We start from the raw sequence: 24,875 nt of genomic DNA, 5'->3' as shown, positions 1-24,875 counted from the left end.
CCCCTGAGGAATGGCACGAGTGCCATGTGCCCGCGCGAGCGGCGTGGACGCAGGGCCCGAACAGGTCCCGGCCCATGGTGCTCAGGGTAGCGGTAATCGGCGACAATCTGGAGGATTTTATCCATTCGAGTTAGGCGCCGGTCGCGGCAGCCCGGGACGCTGTGGCGGCCGGAAATGTTGCCCGCGTCACGGAGCACTCCGGAAATCTTGTAAGATGGATGAGCCGCGCGAACCTTCGATGCTTCGCGAGTTTTTGCACGCATACGGCCCTCATGAGGGGCCGGGACTCGAATTATCTGTGCAAAAACTCCAGGTTCCGGAACCGGCATTGCCCACCTACGGCATCCCCCCGACCTACAAGGAACAGCTGTGCCTCAAAGTACCCCCACAGAACTTAAGAGCCCGACGGCACCATCCATCGCCGTCGACTCGACCCTCAGCGCCGAGGGCTACAAAAAGACCCTGGGCCGGCGCCACGTCACCATGATCGCCATGGGCGGCGCCATCGGCGTCGGTCTCTTCATGGGTGCGGGCGGACGCCTGGCCTCCACCGGCCCGGCGCTGATCTTCTCCTACGCCATTGCCGGCGTCATCGCCTTCCTGCTGATGCGGGCGCTCGGCGAGCTCGTCATGTACCGCCAGACCTCCGGCTCGTTCGTCAGCTACGCAGGTGAAATGTTCGGCAAGAAGGGCGCCTTCCTTTCCGGCTGGATGTACTTCATCAACTGGGGCATGACGGGGATCGCGGAGCTGATCGCGATCGGCCTGTACTTCCAGTTCTTCTTCCCCAACGTGCCGGTCGAGGCCTCCGCCATTGCGGCGCTGGCACTGCTCGTGGCCGTGAACCTGCTGAGTGTCAAGGCGTTCGGCGAGTTTGAATTCTGGGCGTCCTGCCTCAAGGTCGGCGCCATCCTGATCTTCCTGGCCGTGGGCTCCTTCATGGTGATCACCAACGCCAAGGTCGGCGGCGGCCACGCCTCCGTGGCAAACCTGTTCGACGGCGACGGCGGCATGTTCCCCAAGGGCGCCCTCGTGATGGTGCTGGTGCTCAACGCCGTCATCTTCGCCTACAACGGCATCGAGCTCGTCGGCATCACCGCCGGCGAGATGCAGAATCCGGAACGCGAGGTACCCAAGGCGATCCGCGCCGTCGTGCTCCGCATTGTGGTCTTCTACGTCGGCTCCGTGCTTCTTCTGGCCATGCTGCTGCCGTCCGACCAGTACAAGGCCGGCGTGTCCCCGTTCGTCACCGTCTTCGGCCAGATGGGCCTCGGCTGGGTGGGCGACGTCATGAACATGATCGTCATCACCGCGGCGCTGTCCTCCTGCAACTCGGGCCTGTACTCGATCGGCCGCGTCTTCCGCACCATGGCCAACAACGGCCACGCGCCGCAGTGGCTCACCAAGATGTCCTCGCGCCACGTTCCGTACGCAGCGATCCTGGCCATCGCCGCCTTCTACCTGGTGGGCATCCTGCTGAACATCTGGCTCGGCGGCTCGCACGCGTTCGACCTCGCGCTCAACACCGCGTCCATCGGCGTGATCTTCACGTGGGGCGCCATCTTCGCGAGCCAGATCGCACTGCGCCACCAGAAGGGCAAGGTCTCCAGCCTCCCGATGCCCGGCTCGCCGTGGACCAGCTGGGCCGGACTTGTCGCACTGCTGGCCATCGCCGTGCTGATCGGCTTCGACACCATGACCAGCAAGACCGGCGAGGTCTTCCACCTCGGCCTCTGGACCCTGGCGACCATCCCGTTCTTCGCCGTCGTGCTGTGGCTCGGCTGGCAGAAGGTCAAGAACAACGAGCCCAAGAGCGAGCTGTTCAGCTAGTTCCACCCAAGCGGTCCGGCGCTGAGTCGCCGGACGACGGCGGGCCCTCCTTTCGGGGAGGCGCCCGCCGTCGTCGTTCTCCCCATCGGTTGCTCCATAGGTGCCCTTCTGAGCGTTCAAAAGGGCCGTTGTGGAGCAACCGATGTCAGGAAGGAATGGCCGGCGCTGGGGAACTACTTGACGTCGTGCTCGACGCCGAGGGAATCCAGCGCGGCTTCGAGCCTGGCGGCGGCGCCCTGCAGCGTCCGGTCCTTCCCGCCGTAGTTTGCCACCACCGGGCAAGCACCCTGCAGCGCTGTGCCCAGATCGCGGGGAGGCGGCCGTAGTTGACCGACGCGGCGTCAAAGCCGTCATTGGCGGCGAGCCGGTCTGCGTGGCGGCGCATCTGATCGTTGAGGCCGAAGGCTTCGTGGATCATCACGACGGCGGGAAACGGGCCGGGTCCTTCTGGCGTGGCAAGGTAGCCGCCCAGGTTGAGCGACCCGCCGGCGGCGATGCTGGCTTGGCTCAGGTCTACGTGCGTCATGGGCACAGTGTTGCAGACGCAAACACCGACGGCGGGCTCCCCCCAAGGAGAGTCCGCCGTCGGTGCGTATGCAGGTCCGTCAGGAGCTAGTCCCTCTTGAACTCGTCCTTGACGTCTTCGCCGACCTTCTTGGCGTCCGCAACAACCTGTTCCTTCTGGCCCTCTGCCTTCAGGCGGTCATTGTCCGTGGCGTTGCCGGCGGCTTCCTTCGCCTTGCCGCCGAAGTCCTCAGCGGCGTTCTGAATCTTGTCTCCGATGCCCATGGTGGGGACCACCTTCCGTTGCCGGTTGATCTGACAAAGCCGCTTCAGCCTAACACAAAGCATGCTTACTAATTCAAGGCGGGGGTCGGGTTGGGAGGTGCGGCCGCCGGGTGCTGCCGGGCCGCCGCCGCCGGGTGCTGCCGGGCCGCCGCCGCCGGGTGCTCAATGTCGGTCCCCGGCACTAGGCTCGGAGCATGGATCACAGCACCAGCCTGACTCAGCACGTAAACGCAAGCCCGGAGAACGTTTGGGCGGTGATTTCGGACATCCCGGGGTCGGCGGCCACGCTTTCGGGCGTCGAATCCATCCAGATGGTCAGCGAGGGCCCGTACGGCGAAGGCACCCGCTGGAAGGAAACCCGGTCCATGTTGGGCCGGCGCGAAACGGTGGAAATGTGGGTGTCCCAGACCGACCCGCCGCGCAGCACCACGGTCAAGGCGCTGCAGGGCGGAGCCGACTACACCTCCCGGTTCACGCTGGCGGAGCGGGACGGCGGGACTGACCTGACGCTGACCTTCGGCGCGGAGGTGCTCAGGCCAACGGTCCTCAGCAGGATCATGATGGCCCTTTTCGGCCGGATCGGCATGAGCATCACGCGGAAGGCGCTCGCGAAGGACCTCGCCGAGATCGCAGCGAAAGCAGAGTCGCTGTAGTGGCGGGGAGGCCGGCGGGAAAACCCGCGCACGGCAAGGCTTTGAAGGTCACGCCCCCGCGGCTCGCGGCTGTCCGGCTGGAGGGGCTGCGGGATGATGACGCGCCGGACTTCCGGCGTGCCGAGAGGTACGACGGCGTGCGGTACAGCAGGGCGGACGCCGACGGCCTGGAGCTGAGCGGCATTGTTTTTGCGGAGTGCGAATTTGCCGGGGTTTCCTTCAATGAGGCACAGCTGCGCGGCGCCAGCTTCCGCGACTGCGTCGTGAATGAGGCCTACGCCCCGGTCCTCAGTGCGGCCCGGTCCACCCTGCACGACGTCGAGTTCAGCAATCCCCGCTGGGGCTCGGCGGAACTGTATGAGAGCGGCTGGCAGTCCGTGAGGATCGACGGCGGGAAGCTGGACTACGTGAACCTGCGCGGCTCCCGACTGGCGGATGTCCTGATCAGCGACTGCATCATCAACGAGCTGGACCTCGGCTCCGTCACCGGAGCCCGCGTTGCGCTGAAGAACTGCACCATCGGAAGCCTGGACCTCAGCGGAGCCAAGCTGAAGGATTTCGACCTCCGCGGCACGGATTTCCGGACCATCAGCGGGCTCGGCAGCCTGGCCGGCGTGGTGATCGACGACTACCAGCTCGGCCTCATCGCCCCGCTCCTGGCGGCGCATATGGGGCTGGTGGTGGCCTAACCCGGTGCGTCCGTGACAGCGGCTGGTTGACCGTTCCGGCTGGCCGTGTAATCTTTATAGAACGAACGGTCGGTAATTTATTCGTGTTCCGGCCCAGCTCCCTGCGAAAAGGATGTTCTCATGGTCGAGGCTTTTCTGGTTGGCGGTGCCCGCACCCCGGTGGGGCGATACGGCGGTGCGCTCTCGGCGGTCCGCCCGGATGATCTGGCCGCACTGGTGGTCCGCGAGGCCGTGGCGCGGGCGGGAGTCGACCCGGACGCCATTGACGAAGTGATCCTCGGCAACGCCAACGGTGCCGGCGAGGAAAACCGCAACGTTGCGCGGATGGCCACCATCCTGGCCGGACTTCCCCTCCACATCCCGGGCATCACCGTGAACCGGTTGTGCGCCTCCGGGCTGAGCGCCATCATCATGGCCAGCCAGATGATCAAGTCCGGCGCCGCGGACATCGTGGTGGCCGGCGGCGTCGAATCCATGAGCCGCGCGCCCTGGGTGCAGGAAAAGCCGCAGGCGGCCTTCGCGAAGCCGGGGGAAATCTTCGATACCTCCATCGGCTGGCGCTTCGTGAACCCGCTGTTCAAGAAGGGCCAACTGTCGCGGGACGGCAAGATGACCTTCTCCATGCCGGAAACCGCTGAGGAAGTGGGCCGGGTGGACGGAATTTCCCGCGAGGACGCGGACGCCTTCGCAGTCCGCTCGCACGAAAAGTCCCTCGCAGCCATCGCGGCGGGCCGCTTCAAGGAGGAGATCGTCCCGGTGACGGTCAAGACCCGGAAAGCCGAGACCGTGGTGGACACGGATGAGGGACCCCGCGCCGGCACCACCATGGACGTGCTCGCAGGCCTCCGGCCGGTGGTTCCCGGCGGCTCCGTCGTCACGGCCGGCAACTCCTCCACGCTCAACGACGGCGCCTCCGCCATCATCGTGGCCTCCGAAGCGGCGATCCAACGGCTCGGCCTCATCCCACGGGCCCGCATCATCGACGGCGCGTCCGCCGGCTGCGAGCCCGAAATCATGGGCATCGGACCGGTCCCGGCAACCCAGAAGGTGCTCAAGCGAAGCGGGCTCAGCGTCGGCGACCTTGGCGCCGTCGAGCTTAATGAAGCTTTCGCCACGCAGTCGCTGGCCAGCATGCGGCGGCTCGGCCTGGACGCGGGGATCGTGAACAACGACGGCGGCGCCATCGCCCTGGGACATCCGCTGGGTTCCAGCGGGTCGAGGATCGCCATCACCCTGCTGGGCCGGATGGAGCGCGAGGATGCGCGGATCGGCCTGGCCACCATGTGCATCGGCGTGGGCCAGGGCACGGCGATGCTGCTGGAGCGTCTCTAGTGGCGGGCCCGGACAGCGCGAACGGACACTTGAGCACCCTGGATTTCACCGCCATCCTCGTCGAAGAGCGCGACGACCGCGTGGTGGTGCTGCTGAACCGCCCTGAAGTCCGCAACGCGATCGACCAGCAGATGGTGGATGAGCTCCATGTGGTCTGCAGGGCGCTGGAGCAGAATCCCAAGGTGCTCATCATCGCCGGGGTGGAGGGTGTGTTTGCCTCCGGCGCGGACATTGCCCAGCTCCGCGAGCGGCGCCGCGACGACGCACTGGAGGGCATCAACTCCACGATCTTCGTCCGCATTGCCAAGCTGCCCATGCCCGTTATTGCGGCGCTGGACGGCTACTGCCTGGGCGGCGGGGCTGAGCTGGCTTATGCTGCTGACTTCCGGATCGGCACCCCCAGTGTCCGCATCGGGAATCCCGAAACCGGCCTCGGAATCCTTGCCGCCGCCGGAGCCAGCTGGCGGCTGAAGGAGCTCGTGGGGGAGCCGGTGGCCAAGGAGATTCTCCTGGCGGGACGGGTCCTGCGCGCGGAAGAGGCGCTCCGGGTCAACCTGATCACCGAGATCCACGAGGCTCCGGTGCTCATGGACGGAGCGCACCAGCTCGCGGACCGCATTGCCCGGCAGGATCCGCTGGCCGTGCGGATTACCAAGTCCGTGTTCCACGCGCCGGCGGAAGCACACCCGCTGATCGACCAGCTGGCGCAGGGAATCCTCTTCGAGTCGCAGGCCAAGTTCGACCGCATGCAGGCGTTCCTCGACAAAAAGGCATCCGGCAAGAAGGCCTCCGGACAAAACTCAGACAAAGTCAGCACAGACAGGACCACGCTATGACCGCCATTCCCCAGCACGTCGGAGTCCTCGGCGGCGGCCGGATGGGCGCCGGAATCGCCCACGCCTTCCTCATCAAGGGCGCCGACGTGGTGGTGGTGGAGCGCGACGACGACGCTGCCGCCGGCGCCCGCACGCGCGTGGCCGATGCTGTTGCGAAGTCGGCCGCCCGCGGGGTGCTCGAGGCGTCCGCGGAGGACGTCCTGTCCCGGTTCAGCACCTCGACCGACTACTCGTCATTTGCCGGCTGCGGCCTGGTGGTGGAGGCGGTCCCGGAGGACTTTGAGCTGAAGGTCAGCGCGCTGAAGGCTGTGGAGGAGCAGCTGGGGCACGAGGCATTCCTGGCCTCCAACACGTCCTCGCTGTCGGTGACGGATCTCGCTGCCCAGTTGCAGCGGCCTGCGAACTTCGTGGGGCTGCACTTCTTCAACCCCGTGCCTGCGTCAACCCTCATCGAAGTCGTGTTGGCCAAGGGAACGTCGACCGCCCTGGCGACCGCGGCGAAAGCCTGGACGGAAGCGCTGGGCAAGACCGCCGTCGTCGTCAATGACGCTCCGGGGTTTGCCTCCTCACGCCTGGGCGTGGCGATTGCGCTGGAGGCCATGCGCATGGTGGAGGAGGGCGTGGCATCGGCCGAGGATATCGACGCGGCCATGGTGCTTGGCTACAAGCACCCCACCGGTCCGCTCAGGACCACCGACATCGTGGGCCTGGATGTGCGGCTCGGCATCGCGGAATACCTGCACTCGACCCTGGGGGAGCGCTTCGCGCCGCCGCAGATCCTGAAAGACAAGGTGGCCCGCGGCGAACTGGGCCGGAAGACTGGCAAGGGCTTCTTCGACTGGGCGGACTGACAGGCCAGGCTGACGGGCGGGCTGGCCGGGCTGACGGGGCGACTTGGGCTGACGAATCGGCCGGGGCCTTGAGCCAGATGCCGTTCGGGAAGGCTCATCGCCCCTAGACTCGGGGGATGCCGGCGTCCGAGAGCAATTACGTGTCATGGCCCTCGCATCTGTTTGCCGGCCTGATCGATGCAGTGGCTTTCTGGACTCTGCCCGTGCTCGCGGTGACGCTCGGGGCGGACCGGAATGGGCAGGGCGCCATGCTCCTGCCAGCGGCTGCATGGGTGGTGCTCCTGCTGATTTTCTGGGCGATGCACGCTAAAGGACACACGCCGGGGTCTGCCGTGTCGGGGTTTCGCTTCCTGACTTGGAAGAACCGGCTTCCGGGCGCGAAATATGGACTTGCACTGGTGCTCGTGCGCGTCGTGGCTCCTCCGCTGTGGGTGGCGGTTGCCGTGATCGTGTCGGTGCCTGGCGGCGGGCCGTTGCCGGGTCTCGAGGGTTTCCCCATGATCGGCGAACGAACGGGCCGGCGGCGGTTCCTCGAGGCCGCGGACGATTACTGGGAGCGCTGGAGCTAGCCGAAGCGCGGGGTTGCCGGCGGGGCCGGGAAGTGCGGCTGATGGTTCATGCGACGTTGCCGCGGCTAGCGCGAAAAAATGCCCTTCCCCGATTCCATGTCGATCGGCAGCGACGAGTGCTCGTGGGCGATCTTCCACACGCCGCCCTTCTTCACAAGGTTGAGCGTGAGCCGGTTCGTCATCGACCGCTGGCGCTCGCCCTGCGCCGAGACTCCGGCAAAGGTGACCGCCGCATGAGCGAACGCGACGTCCTCCCCGATGGCGGACCGCACGTCATGAAACTCGACCTCGACGCGCTCAGCGCCCAGCGAGCTGAACCAGCCGGCCGCCATCTCGCGCCATTCGCCGATGCCGCTGTACTGCCACTGCCCCCACGAATCGAAGACGTGGACGTCATCGGCGTAAAGCGAGGTGAACGCCTCCACGTCCTTGGCATAAACGGCGGCGGCATAGGCCTCCAGGGCATGCGTTACGGGGGTGGGCTCGTGGCTCATGGAGCGGCTCCTTGGTGTCCGTCGGTAGGGGAATCCTACAACCGTGGGCTTACCGGGCCAGTGGCTCAACCGGCCAGCGGCTCAGCCCGGGAGCGCCCAGCATTGAGGCGCCTCTAGGATGGTGCGGGTGAACGCGATCCAACCAATCACCCTGACCGGCACATTTGTCACCCTCGAGCCGCTGGACCACAGCCACCATGATGAACTCGTGGACGCCGCCCGGGACGGCGATCTCTGGAAGCTCTGGTACACGTCCGTGCCCGCACCCCACCAGATGGCAGCCGAGATTGACCGCCGGCTGGCACTCCAGGAGCAGGGTTCCATGCTGCCATTCACTACGCGCCTGGTGGATCCAGAAACCGGCGGCCCCGGCCGGGTGATCGGCATGACCACGTACATGAACATCGACGCTGTCACGCCCCGCCTTGAGATCGGCTCAACCTGGAATGCAGCGTCCTCGCATGGCAGCGGCAGCAACCCGGATTCCAAGCTGCTGCTCCTGCGGCATGCCTTTGAAACCCTGGGCTGCCCCGCCGTCGAATTCCGCACACACTGGCTGAACCACCAGTCCCGCGAGGCCATCGCAAGGCTGGGCGCCAAGCAGGACGGCGTGCTCCGCAGTCATTCCCGGACCGCGGATGGCGTGCTCCGGGACACCGTGGTGTTCTCGATCCTCCAGCATGAGTGGCCAATGGTCCGTAACGGCCTTGAATTCAGGCTTTCCAAGCAGCGGTAGTGCCGGGCTGTTGGAGCGTCCGGCCGGACTGGCCCGGTTTTCAGCCTCAGGGGGCGTAAAAACCGGGCCAGTCCGCTGCCGGCGGCCTCAAAACCGGGCCGGTTCGGCAGAAGCCTCAGTAGCTCCGGAGCAAGCCGGGACTAGGGCGCCAATGCCGATGCCACGGCAGCCTTGTAGCCGCTGGTGTAGCCGGTGGCGGTCGGGTGGAACGTGTCCAGGGGCTGTACGACCGGCGCGCAGGTGGCCGTGAGCTCACACACCGGCTGAAGCCCCACAATCCAGGGAACGGCAGATCCCACCCCGTGGTTAATGAAGTGGTTCGTGACACTGACGTACTTCGTCCGGGTAGCCAGTGCCGAGAGTGCGATGGTCCCATTCAGCAGGTCCGCCGCGGAGTTCATGGTTATGGCCGCGGTCTTCTGCTCAGCGGTCATGAAATCGTTGACGGTGAACAGCCGGGGGTAGCCGGTGAGTACCACCCTGGCACGAGGAGCCTTCTGTTTGATCAGCGCCACCATCGCCCTGATCTTCGCGGGCAGCTTGGGGAGCTTCACCGCCAGCGAATTGAACAGGGCGGCCCTGCACGCAGCGGTGGCTGTCGAGGGGACACAGTTGGCCGCCACTGCTCCGGTGTCGATGTCGTTTCCGCCCACCGTCACGGTGATGACGGACGCATTCGCCAGGAATGGCGCTGTGGCCGGATCGAGTGAGGCACCGGTCACCACCGCGGAGACACTCTCTGTGGTGAACCCAAAACAGCCCCAGTTGGTGCCGGAAAGCTGCCTGGAGTATGCCGAGGCCGTCTGGCGGCAGTCGGTGGGAGCGGGGAACGAGTTTGGCAGGTATGCCCCGCCGCCGGTGCCGGCCGCGTACGAGTCGCCCAACCCGATATAGATCGGCTGCGGGTCAGCAGTGGCTGGAGCGGCGGCAAAACCTGCCGTGAGCGCCAGGGCGGCTAGGACACCGGTAAGACGGGCGGTACGACGCTGAAGCATTCGTTTGGTTAACACAATGAAACCCCCTCATTCAGGGAAAACCATGGACACAGGCGCAGGGAATGCTGCGGGAAAATCGGCAAGCGATGACGAATGCCTGCCCAGCGGCAGGCATGGAATCTGACGGGCGCGGTGCGGCGCTCATTGCCCTAGGGTACGCCGGCAGGGAGGCCATGAACGGGCCAGCCGGTACTCGCTTTTGGATGGCCCGGACGTTTACTACTTGGACTCGCCCAGTGCCGTCGCAGCGCCGGGTGTGGTTAGCTGTCAGCGTGAACGCGACGGATCAGGCACCTGTGGGCTGGGACGGGGCGGTGAACGCCTGGCGCGTCGCAGGCTCCGTTTTCCGGATGGGGCGGCGCGAATGGGTCACCGAGGCCGGCTGGAAAGAGGCCTACGGCGACGGCGTCCGCACCATTATCGACCTGCGCAATGCCGCCGAACGGCAGCCCCGTCCCACCGATCCCGACGTGGGCGACGCGCTCGCCGCGTTCGACGTCGTCTTCACCCCCACCGAGGACCCGGACCACCGCGAGTTCAAAGCCCTGTGCGATCCGTACCTGAACGATCCTGCCCACTATGCCGCCAACGCCCGCATCTTCCCGGACAAACTTGCCGCTGTGTTCAAGGCCGTGGCCGCCGCGTCCGGCGGAGTGGTGATCCACTGTTCGGCCGGACGGGACCGCAGCGGCATGATCGCGGCCATGCTGCAGGCCCTGGCCGGCGCCAGCGATCACGACATCGTGGCCGGATACCAGGCCGGAATGCGCGCCATCAACGAGCGTCACCGGACGCTTTGGCCGCCGCACCCGCACGAACGGTACCTCGACGAGGAAACGTTCGCGCCGCTCCTTCAGCGCCGCGGCGCCGTCGTCCTGGACTTCGTACGGGGGCTCAACACTCGGGAGTTCCTGTTGCGGCATGGAGTCTCCGAACCGGAGCTCGGAGCCATTTTGTCTGCCCTCGGCGCTAGGGTTGCGCTGTGACTTCTTCCGCGTACGGCGCCGCAGCCCGGCGCACGCTTGCCCTGGGGGCGGCGGCAGCGTTGGCGCTCGGTGCTGTTTTCGCTTCCGTGCCGGCTTCCGCTGCGGGAAGCACGACGCCGGCAGCCGCCGGGGGCTCCGCCTCGCCGCCCGTTTCGTCCCCGGCATCCGTTTCGTCGCCGGCATCCGGGGATTCCGGGGCTACGGGGTCCGCCGATCAGGCCGCGCCGGCCGCTTGGCCCACGGGCGGAAATGTAGCCGAGGAAGGGCTCGCTGAGGCGGTTCAGCGGGATCTGGGGATGACGGTGGCCGAGTTCAATGCCGCAGGTGCCCAGGGCAAGCGTGCAGCCGACGCCGTGGCCACTCTCCGCGAGCTGCCGGGCTTCGTGGCGATGCGCCTGCACCAAGGCAAGGTCCTCGTCGAAGGCGCCGGCCCCGAGCTCGACAAGGCGATTGACGCCCTCAACGCAGCCGATACTGCCGGCCGGAACGAGTTTGTGCTCGTCCCGCCGGGCACAGAGCTTCGGGCTACGGCGCAGGTGAGTGACGCGGCAAGGTCGCTCCAGGCCACCAGCGCGGAGCAGCTCTATCAGGCGTACGTGCGGGATGTTGGGGCAGCCGGTCTTCAAGCCGTGGCCGCCGCGGACGGCAAATTCATCATCCGCACGGGCGGCGTCAATGCGCCCGAAACCGAGCCGACAACCGAGGCCGCCACCGATGCCGAGGCCCAGACCGCGGCGGATGCCGCCTCCGCCGGTGACTCCGGCGCGCCCGGCTCTGCCGGCGAGCCCCGTATGTCGCCGTCGGAGTTCGTGGCCCGTTACGCCAACGTGGTGCTGGAAAAGGGTGATCCCATCGCCAGCGAGGAGGACTTCCTCGGCGGCCAGGGGTACCGGATCGACGGCGGGGTGGTCTGTTCCGCGGGATTCAGCGCCTTCAGCCCGGACGGAAAGCCCCTCGTGCTCACGGCAGGCCACTGTGCGGACGACGGCGCCGCGAGGCTGGCCGAGGTCACCCTGCCCGCGGGCGAACCGGCCGGCGGATACCTGGCGGAGAGCGGGGTAACGGGAGAGCTTGGGACCTTCGGCTTCAGCCAGTTCGGCGGTCCCGGAAACGCCAGGATCACTGATCCTGCCAACCCCGGGGCGCCGGGCACCGACATCGCGGTCATTGAGTCCATCCGCTCCGGCCTTGACCTGCTCCCGGCCGCCACCAAGTGGGAGGATCCCGCCGACCTCGGCGCGGCGTCCGTCCCGATCGTGGGCGCAGCGCCTCCGCTGGAAGGCCAGGCCGTCTGCCGCTCCGGGCGGACCGAGGGGTGGTCGTGCGGAACCGTGGATGAGGTGGGGATCTACGTCGTCGGCGGAAGCTCAGGCGATCCCGACGACCTCCGGTCTTTCCGTGGGTTCCTGTCCACGTCCGTGCAATCCAGCGGCGGCGATTCCGGCGGTCCCTGGATCAGCGGAAACTACGCCGTGGGAACGCATTCGGCCGGCAATGCGAGGTCGTCCGCGGAGAACTTCGCCGTTGCGGCCACGCTGGAGCAGTCGCTCGCGGTCCTCCCGGGCGTTCAGCTCCGGCTGTTCTTGAACCAGCCCGTGCTCAGGGGGCCCCTGCCGGCCGGGCCGATCGTGGCGGGCCAGCGCATCACGGGCCGGCTCGCCGCGGCTCCGGTCACTGATGTGCCGGCCGGTACGCAAGTCCGGATCACCCTGCCCGGCCGCGAACCGCTGGACGTGCCCTTGGACGCGGACGGCAACTGGACCTTCACCGCGCCTGCATCAGCCACGCAGTTCACGGCACAGGCCATCAACGGCTTCAGCCGCTCCGGCCTCAGTACCTTCAGCACGGTTCCGAGGCCCGCCGCGCCGGAGCCGGGCACACCGTCGAAACCGCCCGGTGCGGTCAAGCCCACTGTCCCGTCCCGGCCCGCTGCGGCGCACGGTGACCAGGCCGCCGTTCTCACCCCGGCGTCGGAGCCGTCCGTTGTCGCGGCGCTGCCTGACAGGCTCGCCCTTGCCGCAATCGGGGACGGCGCTGTCTCGGCAGGGCTGGCGGACACCGGCGCGTCCGGCCTGCTGGTCGCTGGCGGGGTCGCGGGTGCCGCGCTGGTGCTCGGCGGCGTGCTGCTGGTGGCCCTCAGGCGCCGCGGCAGGCGTTAGTCGTTTGTAGCCGCCGCTCAGCCGACGGCGGCGGTCTCATCCAGTGTGTGCGGTTCGAAGTGTTGAACGATGTCGCGGTTCGACTGAACACCTTCGGTGTAGGCCGTCGATGCCCGCCACCGCTCAATCTGGTCGAATGAGTCCCAGTGCTCGGTGCTGATGAAACGGTTTGGTACATCCCTGTCGTGCATCAGCACAGCCTTGCCGTCCGGGAATTCCTTCCGTGTTCGTGCGGCCATGTCCCGCCATGCCTGCACGAAATCATCCTCATGGCCCGGTTTGACGAGCCAGATCCCCAACGTGTCAACTGACATGTTCCACCACCTCCAGGGCGCAATCGCAGTTACCTTGATTATCTTCCGGTGCCGGGGCGCGCGGAAGGTCTCAAACATACCGTTCGGGGTCCTGCTGTTCCTGGCCCCGGGCAGGGGCTAACAGTTCGGCGAATCGTATTCGTAGGCACCGGCGTCGGCCTTGCCGGTCCCGGTGCAATGCCCGTTCTGCGGCACCGAATGCCGGTCCAGGTCCACTCCGAACGGACTGCTGCCTACGCGGTCGATGGCCGGGCTGCCACTGGTCAGCCGGAGGTCCGTGGGGGCGTTCACGAACAGCGCGGGAGCGGTGGTGGAGGTTGGGTCCAGGAAGACGTTGCTTGGCCCGTTGATGACGTTGGACTGCTCGGTCCAGCCGGAACCGTCCAGCCACAGGGCGTCGGCCACAGCCACCAGGATGTTGCCCCTGATCACGGTCGACGCAGGGCACCTTGCGTGACACACCACGCCTCTGGAATGGGGGCCATCCAGCCAGACCGTGTTGAATTCAAAGATCGTGTTGTTGGTCGGGCCGTACTTCGAATCCGGCCCGCGAACAATCAGGCCCGAAGCCTCGGCGCAGTTCGCGCCGCACGATGCGCGCACGAGGTTGTAGCGGAAGACATTGCCGTCGGCGGTTCCGTCAGAGCGGCCAATCTCCGAGAGCACGTTGTTGTCGATCGCAGTATTGTGATGGATCCTGTTTCGGCTGCCGTTGTAGATTTCAAAGGCGGCGCCGTCGCGGCTGAAATCGTAGGAAAAGGCACTGGAACCGGTGACCGTGTTGCCGGAGAACTCATTGTCGCTGCCGTTGATCAGCACGCCGAATGCGCCCGAATCGTCGCTGCAATTCGCGGCCTGAGGCGTTCCGCAGTTCGAACCCGGGGTGTTCACATTCATGACGTTGTTGTCGGTCAGGATGTTGTTGGCGTAGTTGCCGAAATCCGAACCGTCGCCCACTTTGATGCCCGCAGTGTTGCCGGAGGCCTCGGAATTCTTGACCACGTTGTTGTCGCCGTAAACGCTAAAGCCCGAGTAGCCGCAGGACGTGGCGCGCAAGCCGTCCACCACGATGAAGCTGCCGTTGAGCCGGAAGCAGTTCCCGCCCTCTCCCCCCGTGACGGTCGGCAGGTTTCCGTTTCCGTAGCTGTTGAGCGTGATGGCTGACGCCGCCGTCCCGCTGTGGTCCAGCACCACCGTGCCGATCCACTCGTCACCCCTGCGGAAACTGACGGAATCACCGGGCTTGAGGGAAATTTCCATCACTTTCGCCAGCGATTGCCACGGCGACTGAACGGACGTCCCGGAGTTGCTGTCGCTGCCCTGCGCGCTGAGATAGTAGTGGGTTCCCGCCGTCGATGAGGCAAGCGTGGACACGCCTGCCAGCAGGACGCCCACCAAGAGGACAACCGCCAACACCGCGGCTCTTGTGGAATTAGCGCTCATGATTGCACCTGCGATGATGCGGACAGTGCGGACTTCGGCGCAGCCCCGTGGCTGGCCGCCGTCCGGGAGCAGCCTCCGCGGGGAATGTGATCCGTGCGGCGGCCTTTGTTGAAGGCACGGCCGGATGCAGGGCAGGCCACCGCCTGCCGTCTATCCGGATGAGCCAGCGTACAAAGCATTCGGGGACAAAGTCAACGGGCGCAGCGCGGCGTCACAACAGCCGCCCAGGCCGCACGCGGACCGGAGCCAGCAGGCTGATGAGCAACATGGCGGTTACAGACCCGGCGGCCATGATGGAGGCCAGCACCATGATCTGGAAACGCCCCGCTTCCAGCGGCGAGAGGCCGCCGAAGATTGCACCGACGAACGCCCCCGGCAGCGTGACCAGCCCGGTCGTCTTGGTCTGGTCGATCGACGGTATGAGCGCCGAGTACACGGCGCCGCGGGCCATGTCGCGGGTGGCCTGCCGGGGAGAGGCGCCCAGCGCCAGCCACCCTTCGACCTCGTCCCACCGGTCGATCACTGCCTCGTTGAACCTGCGGCCGGCCAGCGCCGCGATGGCCATGGAGTTTCCGATCACTATGCCGCCCACCGCGAGCGCATAGCGCGGCGTGAAGTCGATTGAACCCGTGGCGAAAACGATGAGCAGCGAAACCGCGATGCCGGCAGCCATGGAACCGCCCACCCTCGCCAAATGCCGCCAGCCCCAGCCCAGGCGGCGGGCGGCCGTCATGGCCGCCACACCAAACATGACCGCGAGTGCCACAGCCACCCAGCCGGCACTGGCGATCACGGCCCCCAAAATCAGGCTGACCGCGGCCAGCTGCGCCGCTCCGCGGAGGATGGCGAAAGCCGGCGCGGCGGCGTGAGGCACCCGGGAGCCCGCGAGGACGGCGGCCGCCACGGCCATCAGGAGGCCGACCGCAATCAGGGTCGGGGCCAGGTCGCCAAGCGCAGTCACGTGTTCAGCCTAACCGCGCGAACCAAGGAACCAGGCGAACCAAGGAACCAGGCGAACCAAGGAACCGCGCGAATCAACGAACCAGGGAGGCTTAGTCTTTCCGGTCCAGCAGCAGGTTGGTGATCCGCAGCGTACACAGCCGCTGGCCGGCGTCGTTGGTGATCAGCACGTCGTGGGTGGTGAGCGTCCCGCCCAGGTGAATGGGGGTGGCCGTGATGGTGATGAGGCCGCTGCGCGCCGACCTGTGGTGGGTGGCAGAGACGTCCACGCCCACCGCCGTCTTGCCCAGCGTGCTCGCGTGGATCACGGCCGCCCACGACCCCACGGCCTCGCCCACGGCCAGGGAGGCGCCGCCATGCAGCAGGCCGAAGGACTGCCGGTTCCCCTCCACGGGCATGGTGGCCACCACGCGCTCGACCGATTCCTCGAGGATCTTCACGCCCATCTTCTCGTCGAGTTCACCCAGGGTGATCTTCCACAGCGCGGGCGTATTGGGTTGCTTGGTCAGCTCGGCGTCGTGGGGCTCGGGCGTCATAGGGTCTCCTCAGGACAGTGTGGGAACGCGGCAGGTGGCCCGGCCGGTGTGTGCTCCGCTCCTAGTGTGCAGCAGGGCACATTCATGTACTGTAGACATATTACCGAACGGACGGTCAGTAATGCGCTGGCCGGTTTGCCGGATTGCCCGGATTTGTTTGTTCCGCGTTGGAAGGACCCGTCAACGATGACCACAACCGCTACCGCTCCCAAGCCCTCCCTGGACACAGTCGAGACCGTGCCCAGTTTTGTGCAGGACTCCTGGTGGACCCCCGACGCCGGTTCGGCGGCTTCCGCTGTACCCGTGCGTGATGCGAGCACCGGGGAGATCCTCGCCAAAGTGAGCAGCGACGGCCTGGACCTGGCCGCCGTCGTGGATTACGGCCGCACCACCGGCCAGACGGAACTCGGCAAGCTGACGTTCCACCAGCGAGCCCTGAAGCTCAAGGAGCTGGCGCAGTACCTGAACGCCCGCCGCGAGCACTTCTACGGGTTCTCTGCGCAGACCGGCGCCACCAAGATCGACTCGATGATCGACATCGACGGCGGCATCGGCGTGCTGTTCACCTTCGGCTCCAAGGGGCGGCGCGAGCTCCCCAACTCGCAGGTTGTGGTGGACGGGCCCATGGAGGTGCTGTCCAAGGACGGCTCGTTCGCGGGCGAGCACATCTACACCCGCATCCCGGGCGTCGCCGTGCAGATCAACGCCTTCAACTTCCCGGTCTGGGGCATGCTGGAGAAGCTCGCCCCCGCGTTCATCGCCGGCGTCCCCACCATCGTCAAGCCCGCCACTCCCACCGGCTACGTCGCCGCGGCCGTGGTGAAGGCGATCATCGAGTCCAACATCCTGCCCAAGGGCTCGCTGCAGCTCATCTCGGGCTCGGTCCGCGGGCTCCTGGACGTGCTGGACTACCGCGACCTCGTGGCGTTCACGGGCTCGGCCTCCACCGCCCAGTCGCTCAAGTCGCACCCCAATGTCGTTCAGGGCGGCGTGCGCTTCACGTCCGAGACTGACTCGCTCAATGCCGCCATCCTCGGCCCGGACGCAGTCGAAGGCACCCCGGAGTTCGATGCCTTCATCAAGTCCGTCGTCACGGAGATGACCGTCAAGGCCGGCCAGAAGTGCACTTCGATCCGCCGCGCCATCGTGCCGCAGGACCTGGTGCCCGCCGTGATCTCCGCCATCGGGGCCCGGGTTGAGCAGCGCGTGGTGCTCGGCGATCCGCGGGCCGAAGGCGTCACCATGGGCGCGCTCGCCTCGCTGGAGCAGCTCGCCGACGTCCGCGCCGCGGTGCAGGCCATGCTCGACGCCGGCGGCGAGCTTGCGTACGGAACCCTTGATTCGCCGTCGGTCACCAGCGCGGACGGCGCAACGGGCGTCGTCGACGGCGGCGCCTTCATGTCCCCGGTGGTCCTCAGCTGGGCGGACGCGGAGGCTGAACAGGTCCACTCGCTGGAAGCGTTCGGCCCGGTGTCCTCGGTGATCGGGTACAAGGACGTTCCCGACGCCGTCCGCCTCGCCGCCCGCGGCGGCGGCTCGCTCGTCGCCTCGGTATGCACCAACGATCCCGCCGTCGCGCAGGAACTCGTCATGGGTATCGCTGCCCACCACGGCCGCGTGCTGATGCTCAACCGCGAAGACGCCCGCAGCTCCACCGGTCACGGGTCTCCGGTGCCGCACCTGGTCCACGGAGGACCGGGCCGGGCCGGCGGCGGCGAGGAACTGGGCGGCATCCGCTCGGTGATGCACCACATGCAGCGCACGGCGATCCAGGGCTCGCCGAACATGCTGACCGCCGTCACGGGCGTCTGGCACACCGGCGCTGACCGCAACTTCACCGTAGAGACGGAGGGCACCCACCCGTTCCGGAAGTCGCTGGAGACGCTGCACATCGGCGACGCCGTCCGCTCCGAGCTGCGCCAGGTTTCACTGGAGGACATCACGGCCTTCGCCAACTCCACCGGCGACACCTTCTACGCCCACACCAACCAGGAAGCCGCGGAGGCGAACCCGTTCTTCCCGGGCATCGTGGCCCACGGCTACCTGCTGCTGAGCTGGGCCGCCGGACTCTTCGTGGAGCCTGCCCCGGGTCCCGTGCTGGCCAACTCCGGCCTGGAGAACCTGCGCTTCATCACCCCTGTGGCGGCAGGTGACTCCATCCGGGTCACGCTCACGGCCAAGAAGATCACGCCGCGCGAGACGGACGAGTACGGCGAGGTGGCCTGGGACGCCGTGCTGACCAACCAGAACGACGAGATCGTGGCCACCTACGACGTCCTGACCCTCGTGGAGAAGTAGGCCCATTTTTTCCCAACTAGGTAGCAGCAGGCGTCGTTTTGGGCGCTGAAAACGGCATCTGCTGCGACCTAGTTGGGCGGCGGTCCACGCGGCGGAAGTGCCGCAGGGGAGGAAATTTAGCCTGATCTTTCGCGGGCTGCCGGGCGTAAAATGTCCCCCGTAGGAGGTGGCGAAATGACCCTAGTACTAAATACAGCCACAACCGTCCTGCCCGTGGATGACAAAGAGCGCGCCCGTCGTTTTTACGCGGAAACACTTGGACTCCCTCATCGTGGTGTGGCAGACGACGGAAGCGAATTGTTCGGCAGTGAAGGCGGCCCCATGCTGCAGCTGATGCCTGTCAGCGACGGCAAGCACTCTGAGCACACCACGTTGAGTTTCGAGGTCAGGGACATCGAACGGACCGTCCAGGACATGGAGTCCAAAGGCGTCCGGTTCCAGGACTATGACCGCCCGGATCTCAAGACCGAGAACCACATCTGTACAACCGACGCCGAAAAGTGCGCCTGGTTCATGGACACAGAGAACAATATTCTGTGCGTCCACGAGACGCTCGGCACGCAGGCTGAATACCAGCTCTGATCCGGACGTCCGGCACCTCTCACCCGAACCCTTCCCCCACGCCTGGGGGAGGGTTCGGGTTTTTCGCGCGCCTGCTGGCAGCCGGGGCGCTGAGTGCTGGGGTGTTCGGCCTTAGGACCAGGGCGTGACCGGGTGTTCCTGCGGCTCGCCGTCCACCACAATGTCGGCGCGCTCGTTGAAGAAACAGACCAGGCCGTGGATCTGCTGGGCGTCCACGTACCGGTAATCGTAAGCCCACGCGATGTTCTTTCCCCGGGTCGATTCCGGGAAGCTCCAGTACTTCGCCTCGCCCTTGTAGGGGCAGACAGTGCGGCGCGGGCTGGCTTCCATCAGGTCCAGCCGGACGTCCGCGGGCGGGATGTAGTACCGGACCGGGAGCAGCGTTTCGTACAGCAGCTGCGCTCCAACGGTGTCGGCGAGCTTCACGCCGTCGAGCATGACCTCCACGCGCCGGAGCGTGGCGCGGATGTCCACGCGGTGGAACGGATCGCGGGGGTGGCCGATGATTTCCTCGTGGTCCTCCAGCCAGTCGAAAGCCCCGAATTCCAGGATCACGTGGCCTTCCAGATCAGGGTCGGCCGGGCGGAACGCGGCGTGCGGTGCGACGCTGGCCGCGGCCACGACGTCCAGCTCTTCGCCCGGGGTGGTGTGCCGCCGGAAGCCTGTCCTCGGATCCAGCCCGGGCGGGGCGTCCAGACTGAGTTGGACGGGGAACTCTTCCGTTCCCCGGCCGTCGCCGTCCCCGTTGTGGCCCGCGGGCTGGAGCCTGGCCAGGAGGTCCTCCTCCGGGACGGCGTACACCGGGGTGACCCGTTTCGGCTCCCACACGATGAGGGCCTTTTGGGTGTCGACGACGGGGCTTCCGTCGAGGCCAGCGCGGACCCTTTTGTCGGTGGGTTCGTAGCGAAGGTCCGGAAATGCGCCGAACAGCAGTTCGGATACTTTCGTAGCCATGCATTTAGCGTGGTCGCGGCAGCGAGCCGGCGTCAACGGCCAATTCGTGGCGCGGCGTCAGGCCTTGGCGTGGAGGCCGTCGAACGCGATGGTGATGACGTCGTCGGCGAGCTTTTCCGGTGAGAGCGAGCCGCCCGGCTTGTACCACTCGACAATCGAGTTGATGGTGCCGAAGAGCAGACGGGTGACAGTGCGGGGGTCTATGTCCTGCCGCAGTGACCCTTCGTCCCGGGCCGCGGAAATCAGCCCGGCCACCTTGTGGTCGAAGGCCCGCCGGCGTTCCATGGCCGTGCGTTCGATGTCCGTGTTGCCGCGGAGCCGCAGCAGCAGCGTGACGAACGGCAGCCGCTCCACCAGCACGGCGATGGTCTGGCGCAGCACGAACTCAAGCCGCGCGTCGGCGGCACCGGACGTTGCCCCCGGCTGGTCCAGAATGGCTTCGAGGCCGCCCAGTGCGTGGTCCAGGGCGAGCTTCAGGAGATCGCCCTTGGAGGGCACGTGGTGGTAGATCGCGGACTTCGAGATGCCCAGGTTCTCGGCGAGGATGCCCATCGATGTGGCATCGTAGCCGTGGCGGTTGAAGACGTCGACGGCGATCAGCAGCACTGATTGCTGGTCGTATCCGGGGCGGCCGCGTTTCGTGGGTGCTGTACTGGCTGCTGTGCTGGGCATACCGGCTATTTTCTCATGAACGTTCGGTCAACGTGCGCAGGCACGTCCGCGGCCGGCCGGAACCGGCCACGGACGGCCGCGCGCGGCACGGGTTAGGCCTTCGGCCGGAGGTCGTAAATCCGGCGCAGCTTGCCGCTGGAACGCTCGAGCGACCCGGGCTCCACCACATCCACCGTGCACGACGAACCCACATGGATCTTGATCTGCTCGCGCAGGGTGCTGGCCGCCGTCGTGCTTTGCCCTTCGGTGACGTTGTCGCGGCGCTCAATCTTCACGGTCAGCTGGTCCATGCGCTGGCCTTCGGGCCGCGTGAGCACCAGCTGGAAGTGCGGGCTGAGCTCGGGGATGCGCAGGGCGATTTCCTCGATCTGGGACGGGAAGAGGTTCACGCCCCGGAGGATGATCATGTCGTCGCTGCGGCCGGTGATGCGGCCCATCCGGCGGTGGGCCGGGCGGGCGGTGCCGGGGAGCAGCCGTGTGAGGTCCTTGGTGCGGTACCGGATGATCGGCAGGGCTTCCTTGGTGAGCGAGGTGAAGACGAGTTCGCCGTGCTCGCCGTCGGCCAGGACATTTTCCTTGCCCGGCGCGGGGTTGAAGGGATCGATGATTTCGGGGCGGAAGTGGTCTTCCCAGATGTGGCTGCCGTCCTGTGTTTCCACGCATTCGCCGGCAACGCCCGGGCCCATCACCTCGGAGAGGCCGTAGATGTCGCAGGCCTTGATGTTCATGGTGACTTCAAGCTCGTGGCGCATTTCCTGCGTCCACGGTTCGGCACCGAGTACCGCGTACTTCAGCGACGTGGATGTGGGGTCGATGCCCATGTGGGCCATGGCGTCGGCGATGGTGAGCAGGTATGTGGGGGTGGACAAGATGACGTCCGGCTCGAAGTCCTGGATCATCTGGATCTGGCGCTCCGTCTGGCCGCCGGACATGGGGATCACGGTGCAGCCCAGTGCTTCGGCACCGGCGTGGGCACCCAGTCCGCCGGTGAAGAGGCCGTAGCCGTAGGCGTTGTGGACCTTCATGCCGGGGCGGACGCCGGAGGCGCGGAGGCAGCGCGCCACGAGCTTGGCCCAGTCGGCGAGGTCCTGCTTGGTGTAGCCGACGACGGTGGGCCTGCCGGTGGTGCCCGAGCTGGCGTGGATCCGGGCCACTTCGCTCTGCGGCACAGCGAACATGCCGAACGGGTATTCCTGGCGCAGGTCTTCCTTGGTGGTGAACGGGAAGCTGCCCAGGTCTGACAGTTCGCGCAGGTCCGAGGGGTGGATGCCGGCGTCGTCGAACTTGCGCTTGTACAGCGGCACGCGGTCGTAGGCATAGGCCAAGGTGTGCTGCAGGCGGCTGAGCTGGAGCGCCTCGAGCTCGTCCCGGGACATGGTTTCCTCGGGGTCCAGCACGGCGTCGGTTGTTGTTGCCGCGGCCGTCGAGGAAGCGGCGTTGGGTTCAGTGGCGTGGAGGGTCATGATTTGTTCCTACTCTTGGGGATGGTGCGACTGCGTCCGCGGAACTCGGCAATGAGCTCGCCCGGCAGCTGGGAGCCGGGATCGGCGGCGAAGATCTGGATGTCGTACAGGCCGCTGCGGCCGGCGCTGGAACGGCGGTCGGCGACGGCGGTGATCACCTGGCCCTGGAAGGCCGGCTTGAGGAAATTGATGTCGACGCCGGATGCAACGGTGATGGTGTCCGCGCCGTTTGTGCCGGTGCTGTTTGTGCCGGACCCGTTTCCGGAGCCCGAGTCCGGGGTGGCCGGGTTGCAGGCGAGGGCGAAGGCGGAGTCCGCGAAGGCGAAGATCATTCCGCCGTGCGCCATGCCGAAGCCGTTGAGCATCTCCTGCCGCAGGGTCATGCGGATGGTCGCGTGGCCGTCGCCGAGAGCGAGGACCTCGATCCCCATCCATTCGGAGGCATAGTCGTCCTTCAGGATCTGGTGGGGTACACCGGGAATTGTCGTTTCAGCCACGCGTCATTGCCTCCAGCTTTATTTACCGAATGTTCATTAGGTAATCCCATCGGAGGCCTTCGTGTCAAGGGTGCGTGCCAGCCTTACGGGTCCCGCGTAGGCAATTGCCATGAGCGCGGCCAGTACGTGGAGCAGCGCCAGGGTCCACCAGAGCGTGACGTAGTGCGGGCCCGCCAGTGCCGGGAAAAGTAGTGCACCGGAGGTGTTGAAGGACGCATGGAACAGCATGCAGAGCGGCACGCTTCCCGTGCCCGCGGGGGAGTGCCCCTCCGTGGAAGGACGGCCGGGGCTCTGCGTGGAACTGGTGCTGTTGTAGATCCAGGCCAGAAGCACGGATTGGGCTATCACCATCAGCATGAACGGAACCGGAGGCCGTTGCCCGGTGGGGTCCGACGCGAGCTCCGGCAAGTGCCAGAGTGCCCACACGACGCCGAGAAGGAGGGCGGCGGCGAGCGCGGTGTGGTTCTGCTGCATCAGTGGCAGGGCGTAGCCGCGCCAGCCCAACTCCTCGAAGAGGCCCACGATCACCAGGGTTGAGGCGAACGTGCCGATCAGCATGAACCAGCCCGGGTTCGGGCCCAGGTCCGGGGCTGGGGCGCCGCCGGCAACCGTGAGGGCGGCAGCGGACAGGACCAGCAGGCAAGGCAACGCGAGGGCCGCGACATACCAGCGGACGGGGACGCGCCACCGCTCTAGCTGCCGCACCAGCCGGAGCAGTCCCTTCTTGCCGCCGGCCAAGGACGCCACCACCACTGCCGAAAGGGCGGGTCCGAACGGGACCATCGGAGGGCCGTCCGGATTGAGCAGGGTCAGCGGCCACACCCACCACGAAATAGCAAAGGCAAGGCCGAAGAACAGCAGGAGCCTCTGCCGGGCTGTCCAGGCGCGCCGGTTTTGCCACATGCGCCGGCCCGGCCACTCAGGTGGGACAGGCCAGCGCCGCCGGGCACCGCGGGCCTGCCGAGAGGGCTGGCGCGGCGGCAGGCGGCCGTGACCGTCAGCCGGCAGATGGCGAGCCATGGCCGCCCTCCTCCGCGGGGCTCGTCCCGGCCGCCTCGGCGGGGTGCTGAAGTGTTCGTTCGCGCTGGTCCTGCTGTGTCTGTTCGGGGTCGGTGGGGTGCTGAAGTGTTCGTTCGCGCTGGTCCGGGTGCGCTTGCCTGGTGCGGCGGTGTCCGCGGAAGAGGCGTGCCGCCGCGACCACGCCGAGCAGGACGAGCACGGCGGCAATCTGCTGCCAGTCGCCGTCGAACACGGCCAGCTTTGTCGCCGCGGAGGCGTTGAAGGACGCGTGGAGCAGCCCCACGATCAGCAGGCTGTAGCCCGTTCCCAGGTATGCCACGCCCATGAGGGCACGGAAGAACGGGGCAAACAGGAACAGGACCGCCCAGTAGGCTGCCGCGTCGGCCAAGAGCGTGCCGGCGAAGCCCCGTTCCGCGAAGGCAAAGGGCACGTGGATGAGCGCGAACGGGATGGCTGTCAGCAAGGCGGCAACGGCCGGTCCGTGGCGGTCCATGAGACGGTGCTGCACCACGCCGGTCCAGGCCAGTTCCTCCCAGATGTTGCCGAGGAGGGCGCCGATGACCACGGTGTTCAGCAGATAGGTGCCCAGCAGCGGCGCCCAGCCGTCGGCGGGCGGATGGAAGGTTCCGGTGGCCGCGGCAATGAGCATGGTCAGCGCGGGGAGGGCCAGCAGCGCCGCCCCATACCAGGCCGGCGCCACGCGCCAGCGGAATGCCCGGCGGAAGAGCTCACGCACGGCGGGCCGCCCGGCGGCCGTTCGGGTGACCAGGACGGCCGTTCCCAGCAGGATCAGCAGTTCGGCGAGGATCCCCGGCAGGATGTTCCCGATCAGCAGGATGGACAGAATCTGGGCGGCCCAGGAGAGGGTGATGGCGATGACCACGAAGGCCGCCACGGGATGCTGTTTGATGCGGAACGCGGGAGCGGCAGGGGAAGCTGCGGGGGACCCAGGAGAGTTCATCAGCAGTGCCGTCGTTCGGAATCGCCGGTTAGAGATGGGTCTCGAGGCGCTGGCCCGCCACGTGCCCGATGGAGCGCTGAGCCGCTGACGTGGGAATCAACACCATTGTCTGCTCCCGAAAGTCGGCGAACAAGTGAAAGTATGGAGGGGCGGCGGGCTCCGGTGCTTGAGCGGGACGCCAAGGGGTACTTCCCAATGAGCGCATCCTCAGGAACACATCCTCGGGTGCACGTCGCAGCACGCTCCGCGCAGGACC

Annotated in this window: 25 protein-coding genes and 1 pseudogene; 12 read left to right on the top strand and 14 right to left on the bottom strand. The window is 66.9% G+C overall.

The genetic code is table 11. The features are described 5' to 3' along the window. Positions 1–369 precede the first annotated feature (369 nt). A complete protein-coding gene (locus tag ASG92_RS24020) occupies positions 370–1,830 on the top strand; it encodes an amino acid permease (RefSeq protein WP_056634481.1) in 1,461 nt (486 codons plus the stop codon). Between the two features lie 176 nt (positions 1,831–2,006). On the opposite strand, the pseudogene ASG92_RS27840 reads toward ASG92_RS24020, so the two are convergent. Both ASG92_RS27840 and ASG92_RS24015 read right to left on the bottom strand, forming a co-directional pair. Next, positions 2,007–2,356, bottom strand: a pseudogene (locus ASG92_RS27840) (dienelactone hydrolase family protein); the annotation flags it as partial. Between the two features lie 86 nt (positions 2,357–2,442). Continuing rightward, positions 2,443–2,619: a CsbD family protein gene (locus ASG92_RS24015; RefSeq protein WP_056634477.1), complete on the bottom strand. Its 177-nt coding sequence runs from the start codon at positions 2,617–2,619 to the stop codon at positions 2,443–2,445. A 194-nt stretch (positions 2,620–2,813) separates the two neighbouring features. Between ASG92_RS24015 and ASG92_RS24010 the strand changes: the two genes are divergently transcribed. The 6 genes from ASG92_RS24010 to ASG92_RS23985 all read left to right on the top strand — a co-directional run bounded on the left by ASG92_RS24010 (position 2,814) and on the right by ASG92_RS23985 (position 7,549). Beyond that, positions 2,814–3,272: an SRPBCC family protein gene (locus ASG92_RS24010; RefSeq protein WP_056634474.1), complete on the top strand. Its 459-nt coding sequence runs from the start codon at positions 2,814–2,816 to the stop codon at positions 3,270–3,272. Further along, positions 3,272–3,961, top strand: a complete 690-nt coding sequence (locus ASG92_RS24005) for a pentapeptide repeat-containing protein (protein ID WP_056634471.1) — start codon at positions 3,272–3,274, stop codon at positions 3,959–3,961. The genes ASG92_RS24010 and ASG92_RS24005 overlap by 1 nt, the downstream gene beginning before the upstream one ends. A 120-nt stretch (positions 3,962–4,081) precedes the next feature. Continuing rightward, the gene (locus ASG92_RS24000) at positions 4,082–5,293 is read left to right on the top strand and encodes an acetyl-CoA C-acyltransferase (RefSeq protein WP_056634468.1); all 1,212 of its coding nucleotides are present in this window, start codon (positions 4,082–4,084) and stop codon (positions 5,291–5,293) included. Between the two features lie 29 nt (positions 5,294–5,322). Then, on the top strand, positions 5,323–6,129 hold the full coding sequence (locus ASG92_RS23995; protein WP_056634809.1) for an enoyl-CoA hydratase/isomerase family protein: 807 nt from the start codon (positions 5,323–5,325) through the stop codon (positions 6,127–6,129). Then, positions 6,126–6,980, top strand: a complete 855-nt coding sequence (locus ASG92_RS23990) for a 3-hydroxyacyl-CoA dehydrogenase family protein (protein ID WP_056634465.1) — start codon at positions 6,126–6,128, stop codon at positions 6,978–6,980. The genes ASG92_RS23995 and ASG92_RS23990 overlap by 4 nt, the downstream gene beginning before the upstream one ends. Before the next feature lie 116 nt (positions 6,981–7,096). Next, positions 7,097–7,549 (top strand): RDD family protein, encoded by a 453-nt coding sequence (locus ASG92_RS23985; protein WP_056634461.1) that lies wholly within the window; start codon positions 7,097–7,099, stop codon positions 7,547–7,549. Between the two features lie 65 nt (positions 7,550–7,614). On the opposite strand, the gene ASG92_RS23980 is transcribed toward ASG92_RS23985, so the two are convergent. After that, on the bottom strand, positions 7,615–8,043 hold the full coding sequence (locus ASG92_RS23980) for an SgcJ/EcaC family oxidoreductase (RefSeq protein WP_056634458.1): 429 nt from the start codon (positions 8,041–8,043) through the stop codon (positions 7,615–7,617). 127 nt (positions 8,044–8,170) lie between these two features. On the opposite strand from ASG92_RS23980, the gene ASG92_RS23975 reads away from it, so the two are divergent. Beyond that, positions 8,171–8,779 (top strand): GNAT family protein, encoded by a 609-nt coding sequence (locus ASG92_RS23975; RefSeq protein ID WP_157372458.1) that lies wholly within the window; start codon positions 8,171–8,173, stop codon positions 8,777–8,779. A 140-nt stretch (positions 8,780–8,919) separates the two neighbouring features. Here the strand turns inward: ASG92_RS23975 and ASG92_RS23970 are convergent, their stop codons facing one another. Continuing rightward, positions 8,920–9,789 carry a GDSL-type esterase/lipase family protein gene (locus ASG92_RS23970; RefSeq protein WP_240987278.1) on the bottom strand — a complete coding sequence of 290 codons (870 nt, stop codon included), beginning with the start codon at positions 9,787–9,789 and terminating at the stop codon, positions 8,920–8,922. A 257-nt stretch (positions 9,790–10,046) separates the two neighbouring features. Between ASG92_RS23970 and ASG92_RS23965 the strand changes: the two genes are divergently transcribed. Together ASG92_RS23965 and ASG92_RS23960 are read left to right on the top strand one after the other, a co-directional pair. After that, the gene (locus tag ASG92_RS23965; protein ID WP_056634450.1) at positions 10,047–10,760 is read left to right on the top strand and encodes a tyrosine-protein phosphatase; all 714 of its coding nucleotides are present in this window, start codon (positions 10,047–10,049) and stop codon (positions 10,758–10,760) included. Further along, a complete protein-coding gene (locus tag ASG92_RS23960) occupies positions 10,757–12,919 on the top strand; it encodes a S1 family peptidase (protein ID WP_056634447.1) in 2,163 nt (720 codons plus the stop codon). Before ASG92_RS23965 ends, ASG92_RS23960 begins: the two co-directional genes overlap by 4 nt. Before the next feature lie 17 nt (positions 12,920–12,936). On the opposite strand, the gene ASG92_RS23955 is transcribed toward ASG92_RS23960, so the two are convergent. From ASG92_RS23955 to ASG92_RS23940, 4 genes are all read right to left on the bottom strand, one after another. Beyond that, positions 12,937–13,311, bottom strand: coding sequence for an antibiotic biosynthesis monooxygenase family protein (locus ASG92_RS23955; protein ID WP_240987277.1), 375 nt, complete (start codon positions 13,309–13,311; stop codon positions 12,937–12,939). 39 nt (positions 13,312–13,350) lie between these two features. Next, positions 13,351–14,676 carry a hypothetical protein gene (locus ASG92_RS23950; RefSeq protein ID WP_056634443.1) on the bottom strand — a complete coding sequence of 442 codons (1,326 nt, stop codon included), beginning with the start codon at positions 14,674–14,676 and terminating at the stop codon, positions 13,351–13,353. A gap of 211 nt (positions 14,677–14,887) precedes the next feature. After that, complete coding sequence (locus tag ASG92_RS23945) at positions 14,888–15,637, bottom strand: ABC transporter permease (protein ID WP_082579703.1); 750 nt, start codon at positions 15,635–15,637, stop codon at positions 14,888–14,890. 91 nt (positions 15,638–15,728) lie between these two features. Beyond that, complete coding sequence (locus tag ASG92_RS23940; protein WP_056634440.1) at positions 15,729–16,172, bottom strand: PaaI family thioesterase; 444 nt, start codon at positions 16,170–16,172, stop codon at positions 15,729–15,731. 186 nt (positions 16,173–16,358) lie between these two features. Here ASG92_RS23940 and paaZ point away from each other — a divergent pair, with 186 nt between their 5' ends. After that, entirely contained in the window at positions 16,359–18,470 is a 2,112-nt protein-coding gene (paaZ, locus tag ASG92_RS23935) for a phenylacetic acid degradation bifunctional protein PaaZ (protein ID WP_056634437.1), read from the top strand. Between the two features lie 174 nt (positions 18,471–18,644). After that, on the top strand, positions 18,645–19,052 hold the full coding sequence (locus tag ASG92_RS23930) for a VOC family protein (RefSeq protein WP_056634433.1): 408 nt from the start codon (positions 18,645–18,647) through the stop codon (positions 19,050–19,052). A 111-nt stretch (positions 19,053–19,163) separates the two neighbouring features. Here ASG92_RS23930 and ASG92_RS23925 read toward each other — a convergent pair whose 3' ends face one another. From ASG92_RS23925 to ASG92_RS23900, 6 genes are all read right to left on the bottom strand, one after another. Beyond that, entirely contained in the window at positions 19,164–20,006 is an 843-nt protein-coding gene (locus ASG92_RS23925; RefSeq protein ID WP_056634430.1) for a DUF427 domain-containing protein, read from the bottom strand. A 57-nt stretch (positions 20,007–20,063) separates the two neighbouring features. Further along, positions 20,064–20,678, bottom strand: coding sequence for a TetR/AcrR family transcriptional regulator (locus ASG92_RS23920; RefSeq protein ID WP_056634427.1), 615 nt, complete (start codon positions 20,676–20,678; stop codon positions 20,064–20,066). Positions 20,679–20,770: 92 nt separating this feature from the next. Continuing rightward, the gene (gene paaK / locus ASG92_RS23915; RefSeq protein ID WP_056634424.1) at positions 20,771–22,141 is read right to left on the bottom strand and encodes a phenylacetate--CoA ligase PaaK; all 1,371 of its coding nucleotides are present in this window, start codon (positions 22,139–22,141) and stop codon (positions 20,771–20,773) included. Continuing rightward, positions 22,138–22,638, bottom strand: a complete 501-nt coding sequence (locus ASG92_RS23910; protein WP_056634420.1) for a hotdog fold thioesterase — start codon at positions 22,636–22,638, stop codon at positions 22,138–22,140. The genes paaK and ASG92_RS23910 overlap by 4 nt, the downstream gene beginning before the upstream one ends. Before the next feature lie 36 nt (positions 22,639–22,674). Continuing rightward, complete coding sequence (locus tag ASG92_RS23905; RefSeq protein ID WP_056634417.1) at positions 22,675–23,541, bottom strand: CPBP family intramembrane glutamic endopeptidase; 867 nt, start codon at positions 23,539–23,541, stop codon at positions 22,675–22,677. Positions 23,542–23,635: 94 nt separating this feature from the next. Further along, on the bottom strand, positions 23,636–24,619 hold the full coding sequence (locus ASG92_RS23900; RefSeq protein ID WP_056634414.1) for a type II CAAX endopeptidase family protein: 984 nt from the start codon (positions 24,617–24,619) through the stop codon (positions 23,636–23,638). Positions 24,620–24,875: the final 256 nt, after the last annotated feature.

The organism is Arthrobacter sp. Soil736, assembly GCF_001428005.1.
In the GTDB taxonomy this organism is placed as follows: Bacteria; Actinomycetota; Actinomycetes; order Actinomycetales; family Micrococcaceae; genus Arthrobacter.
This window is presented reverse-complemented; position numbering and strand designations above follow the sequence as displayed.

Coding starts and splice junctions, on each gene's coding strand:
- ASG92_RS23990 (WP_056634465.1), top strand. CDS start 6,126: ATGACCGCCATTCCCCAGCACGTCGGAGTCCTCGGCGGCGGCCGGATG.
- ASG92_RS23950 (WP_056634443.1), bottom strand. CDS start 14,676: ATGAGCGCTAATTCCACAAGAGCCGCGGTGTTGGCGGTTGTCCTCTTG.
- ASG92_RS23980 (WP_056634458.1), bottom strand. CDS start 8,043: ATGAGCCACGAGCCCACCCCCGTAACGCATGCCCTGGAGGCCTATGCC.
- ASG92_RS23905 (WP_056634417.1), bottom strand. CDS start 23,541: ATGTGGCAAAACCGGCGCGCCTGGACAGCCCGGCAGAGGCTCCTGCTG.
- ASG92_RS23955 (WP_240987277.1), bottom strand. CDS start 13,311: ATGTTTGAGACCTTCCGCGCGCCCCGGCACCGGAAGATAATCAAGGTA.
- ASG92_RS24000 (WP_056634468.1), top strand. CDS start 4,082: ATGGTCGAGGCTTTTCTGGTTGGCGGTGCCCGCACCCCGGTGGGGCGA.
- ASG92_RS23900 (WP_056634414.1), bottom strand. CDS start 24,619: ATGAACTCTCCTGGGTCCCCCGCAGCTTCCCCTGCCGCTCCCGCGTTC.
- ASG92_RS23930 (WP_056634433.1), top strand. CDS start 18,645: ATGACCCTAGTACTAAATACAGCCACAACCGTCCTGCCCGTGGATGAC.
- ASG92_RS23985 (WP_056634461.1), top strand. CDS start 7,097: ATGCCGGCGTCCGAGAGCAATTACGTGTCATGGCCCTCGCATCTGTTT.
- ASG92_RS24010 (WP_056634474.1), top strand. CDS start 2,814: ATGGATCACAGCACCAGCCTGACTCAGCACGTAAACGCAAGCCCGGAG.
- ASG92_RS23940 (WP_056634440.1), bottom strand. CDS start 16,172: ATGACGCCCGAGCCCCACGACGCCGAGCTGACCAAGCAACCCAATACG.
- paaZ (WP_056634437.1), top strand. CDS start 16,359: ATGACCACAACCGCTACCGCTCCCAAGCCCTCCCTGGACACAGTCGAG.
- ASG92_RS23925 (WP_056634430.1), bottom strand. CDS start 20,006: ATGGCTACGAAAGTATCCGAACTGCTGTTCGGCGCATTTCCGGACCTT.
- ASG92_RS23920 (WP_056634427.1), bottom strand. CDS start 20,678: ATGCCCAGCACAGCAGCCAGTACAGCACCCACGAAACGCGGCCGCCCC.
- ASG92_RS24015 (WP_056634477.1), bottom strand. CDS start 2,619: ATGGGCATCGGAGACAAGATTCAGAACGCCGCTGAGGACTTCGGCGGC.
- paaK (WP_056634424.1), bottom strand. CDS start 22,141: ATGACCCTCCACGCCACTGAACCCAACGCCGCTTCCTCGACGGCCGCG.